The 4,720-nt window shown below is 52.0% G+C and carries 2 protein-coding genes; both read left to right on the top strand.

Annotated elements, in window-relative coordinates; translation table 11 throughout:
* Positions 1 to 827: 827 nt before the first annotated feature.
* On the top strand, positions 828 to 1,943 hold the full coding sequence (locus WCO56_28925; protein MEI7733623.1) for a PDDEXK nuclease domain-containing protein: 1,116 nt from the start codon (positions 828 to 830) through the stop codon (positions 1,941 to 1,943).
* 151 nt (positions 1,944 to 2,094) lie between these two features.
* Positions 2,095 to 4,371 carry a methyltransferase domain-containing protein gene (locus WCO56_28920; protein MEI7733622.1) on the top strand — a complete coding sequence of 759 codons (2,277 nt, stop codon included), beginning with the start codon at positions 2,095 to 2,097 and terminating at the stop codon, positions 4,369 to 4,371.
* Positions 4,372 to 4,720 lie beyond the last annotated feature (349 nt).

The following is a 4,720-nucleotide window of genomic DNA, read 5'->3' as shown; positions in this document are numbered from 1 at the left end:
ACCCGCCAATCCCCAATGGTATCAAATTATTCGGCGCAGATGCGGTGTTCTGAGTCTGGATGCCGGCCACGAATGAGCCGTTCCTCTCCAACAACCTCTGGACCATCCGCCTGCCCGCCCCCACCAATCGCCTCCTTTTCTTTCGCCTCCAAGCGCAGTGAGACGTGCGCCACTCCCAGAAGGAAGCCGCAAACTTCACGGTTGAAGGATATCAATCGAGGAACATGGGGCGGAGGATGCCGGGGACTCTGGACCAGGCGTATTGGCGCAGGGCGAGGGCCCAGAAGCGGTCGCAGTGACCATCCGGGGTGTTGCCTGCATAAACATCAGTCCCATTCGTCCCATAAGTCTCATTCTCTGAAATCTGAACTCTGAGATTTTCAATTCCCTCATCCCCATTTCGGCTATTGGCTATTGCCTATCGGCTATTTCCCCTATCCAGCCTGTCCATTGGCCCCATTCCTTTTCACTGTTCACTGGCCCCTCTGTCCATTGGTCCCATGCGTCCTATTCTTCCCATTTTTTCGTCTTCATTTTTCTGCCAGTTATTTTTTCTGCCAAATCGGCTTCGTTCACTGATCACTGTTCACTGATAACTGGTCCCTTCAGCCTTATCCTGTCCATCCTGTTCATCCAGTCTCCAATTTACCATGTCCGATTCCCCTATTTTTCTACAAAATCAGCTTCCTCCCTATTCCGAAATCTTTTTCCATTTATCCCGCTCGACAAATGCTTGTGAAATGGTAAACCTCCATTCATAATTATCCAGTGCAAACAGTTGTGGAACAAAACGATCGCATATCAGGGTATGCGAAAGGCATGATGTCATGGCATTAAAACGAAAACTTGCGCAGACCAAAACCCTCAGTGTGTTTCCGGCCCGGGGCGGAGCGAAGGTTTTGCTGAGTGACTTGCGCACGCTGATTCTTGCCGCCCGCGAAAATGCTGCGCAAACCATCAATTCCGCACTGGTGATCCTCTATTGGCAAATTGGCGCGCGTATCCGGCGAGACATCCTGCAAGAGAAGCGAGCGGATTATGGGGAGCGGATTGTTGACGCGCTGGGGCGACAATTGGAGCGGGAGTTTGGACGAGGGTTCACAAGGCGCAACGTCTTTAACATGGTCCGTTTCGCCGAGGTGTTTCCGGATCCAAAGATAGTGCACGCACTGAGTGCACAATTGAATTGGACGCACCTGCGCCGTGTTATTTACATTGACGATCCGCTCAAGCGCGACTTCTATGCCGAAATGTGCCGCCTTGAACGCTGGAGCACGCGGACGCTGGAAAAGAAGATCGGCGGGATGCTATTTGAGCGGACAGCCTTGTCGCGCAAGCCGGCCAGGCTGATCGAAATGGAGCTCAAACAACTGCGGGAGGAGGACAAGCTCTCGCCTGACTTGGTGTTTCGTGATCCGTATCTGCTCGATTTTCTTGGGCTCAAGGACACCTTTGTTGAAAAGGATGTAGAGGCTGCGATCTTGCGCGAAATGGAGGCGTTCATTTTGGAGTTAGGAGTCGGATTCTGTTTTGTTGAACGGCAAAAGCGGATGCAGATTGATGGGCGTGACTACTACCTCGACCTTCTTTTTTATCACCGAAAATTACAACGGCTCATTGCGATGGATTTAAAGATCGGCGATTTTGAGGCCGCCGACAAAGGCCAGATGGAGCTTTATTTGAACTGGCTCAAGAAATATGAGTGCGAACCGGACGAAACCGAACCGCTGGGCCTTATTCTGTGCGCGGGAAAGACAGCGGAACACGTGGAATTGCTGGCATTGGAAAAAAGCGGCATTCACGTGGCGGCTTATTGGACTTCTGCCCTGCCCAAGAAAGAACTGGAACGCAAACTCCACGAGGCTGTTCGGTTGGCTCGCGCCCGATTGCCGCAAAGAATCGAAATCGCAAAGCAGTTGCCAGCACCGGAAGCAGAAGCCTAAATCAAACGATCAATGTCCACCTTCCCAAGTCAACCTGAGAATTAATGCTAAGCTTTTTGTCCATGAATATGAGTGAAATAGTGAGGCCGAGTTTCTACGTTTTGGTTCGCTTGCAATCGTTAAGTGACTCTGCGGAAAGGCTGCTGGTCTGATGGATGCCCAGACAGTTAATTATTACTCAGGCCACGCTGCTGACGTTGCAGCGCAATATTTATCCATAGACAGCCCAGCGCGGCGTTATTTTACGCAAGCGTTCCTACCTGGAACTCGGGTTTTGGATATCGGTTGTGGCAGCGGACGCGAATTACATGCCTTGCTGGCTGAAGGTTATGACGCCTATGGAGTGGATCCAGTAGTTGAAATGTTGGCCGCAGCGCGCTTGCATTTTCCGTCTGTTGCCGAGCGGCTTCAAACGGATTCCTTGCCGAATCTGAAGACCATCCCTGATGGTAGCCAAGACGGGCTTTTGTGTTGGGCTACACTGATGCATTTGCCTGAACAACTTTTATTCGACGTTGTATTCAATCTCCGCAGAATCCTTAAGTCAGGCGGACGCCTACTCATTTCGACCCCTATTGATGGCCCGATTGTAGATACCACCACACACCGGGATGTCGGCGGTCGTCTATTCAACGGAGTGACACCTGAGAATTACCACTTTCTCCTCGCAAAGGTAGGCTTCCGGTTGCTGAACCGCTGGGACACCAATGATTCCTTGGGGCGCTCTGGACGGCGCTGGGCTACCCAGTTGTTTGTGCTGGAGGGCGAAGGATCCCGGAGTTTGGAAAAGATTGAAACGATCCTAAACCGTGACAAGAAGGATGCGACATACAAGCCAGCGCTATTCAGAGCGCTTGCCGAACTGGCGACCAACAGTTACCACGTCGCAAGGTGGCTTCCGGAGGGGCGGGTGGCAATTCCGATGAGTCTTATTGCAGACAAGTGGCTTGAGTATTTTTGGCCCCTGTTTGAGTCTCCAACTTTTATTCCTCAAAAACATGGTGAAAAACCTGGTTGCCGGAAACCCGTGGCATTTCGAGCGGAGCTGGAGAAACTGATAAGTGTTTATCGACAAGCGGGTGGCTTGTGCCGCTTCTCGGTGGATTATCGGGGCAAATCGCTTCCCCCGGCAGCTAAAACAGCCCATGCTCGCGTTTTGTCAAAACTCTGTGATACGATTCGTGATGGGCCAGTATTCCACTCTGGTGGCGGCGGATCAGGCACTTTCACCTACGACCGGTCTTCGCGAAATGTGGTGCTAAATGCGGATCTATGGCGCGAATTGTCGACTATGGGCGACTGGATTGCCGATGCCACGATCCTGCGATGGGCAGAGCTAACGTCTAAAATATCGGGCGGCGACTTAAAGCCCAGTCAGGTAGTGGATCAACTTTTGACCGCGCCAATTCCCGAACGTGAGGTCACTGAAGCCCGTAGCTTTTACGAGACCTTGTCCGCGAAAGTTTGTGTTTGGACGGACTCTGATTTAAAAAAGGCGTTCGACGTGGACCATGCCATCCCGTTCACCCTGTGGAGGAACAACGATCTCTGGAATTTGTTTCCTGCCTTGCCGGAAGTGAACAATCAAAAACGTGACCGACTACCCTCCCGTTCCCTGCTCCAGCGGCGCAAGGATTGCATGATTGATTACTGGTCTCGCATGCGCGAGCGACACCAGCATCGGTTTAGTTTTGAGATTGGTAAACTCATCGGAAGCGAAATCGCCATCAGTACCAACTGGGAGAACCGCTTGTTCAATGCCGTGGCAGAGGCGGTAGAGTTTACCGCAATCCAGCGTGGAGCCGAACGATGGGAACCTAACGCACAACGTACCCGGCGCTGCCGCGCCAAGCCCTTGCAAAAAAACACTCCAATAGTGCCCTCTCCGAATTTGCATGTTCCGGACATTATCATATTAGACCCGTCGGCTGATCATCGCTTCATAACGTGTGTGCCGTTTTATGAGGTTGAGGCGGCTGCCGGAGAATTCGGACCTGAGCAACCCGGAGTTGATCCTGACGATCATCACACGTGGATTCGGATAACTGATCGCCGTTTGACTAAGGATATGTTTGCTATTCGTGTGAAAGGGCGATCCATGGAGCCGCTGATCCCAGATGACTCTGTTTGCCTGTTCCGTGGCGATTCGGCGCTTGCTGGTTCGCGTCATGGACGAAACATGTTGTTCAGACTGCGCGATGGGGTTGACCCGGAAACAGGAGGACGACTGACAGTGAAACGGTACTATAGCGAGAAGGTCCACGATGAGGATGGTGGCTTTCGGCATACTCGCATTGTGCTTCAACCACTCAATTCAGATTTCAAACCCATCGTCATTGATAGTATTGAGGATGACGCCCTTAAAGCCATTGGCGAGTTCGTCGCCGTGATTAAGGCAGGGCCGGAGCACGACCCTGGTGGAGCCTGAAATTCCTGTAACCAGATAACCGTCGCGCAACCGCCGCTGCGCATCAGTTAATTTGACGGGCCACTTTCTTTTTGAACTCGGCGGGCGCGAGCTTGCCATCGGCCAGTTTTGCCAGGTCGCTTGGCCACCTTGAGGGTGATAACTGATAACTGATAACTGATAACTGTTCACTAGCCCCTTCAGCCTTATCATGTCCATCCCGTCCATCCTGTCCATTGGTCCCATGCGTCCCATTCCTCCCATTTTTCGTCTTCATTTTTATGCCAGCTAATTTTTTTGCCATGTCCGGTTTCCCCTATTTTTCTGGTGCAGCCTTCGATCTTTGACAGGCCAGCGGGTGCAAGTCCCG

Source organism: Verrucomicrobiota bacterium, assembly GCA_037139415.1.
In the GTDB taxonomy this organism is placed as follows: Bacteria; Verrucomicrobiota; Verrucomicrobiia; order Limisphaerales; family Fontisphaeraceae; genus JBAXGN01.
Note: the sequence above shows the minus strand (reverse complement) of the source record. Positions and strands in the feature narration are given on the sequence as shown.

What these genes read in the sequence shown, in the direction of transcription:
- WCO56_28920 (MEI7733622.1), top strand. Translation starts at nt 2,095, where the DNA reads ATGGATGCCCAGACAGTTAATTATTACTCAGGCCACGCTGCTGACGTT.
- WCO56_28925 (MEI7733623.1), top strand. Translation starts at nt 828, where the DNA reads ATGGCATTAAAACGAAAACTTGCGCAGACCAAAACCCTCAGTGTGTTT.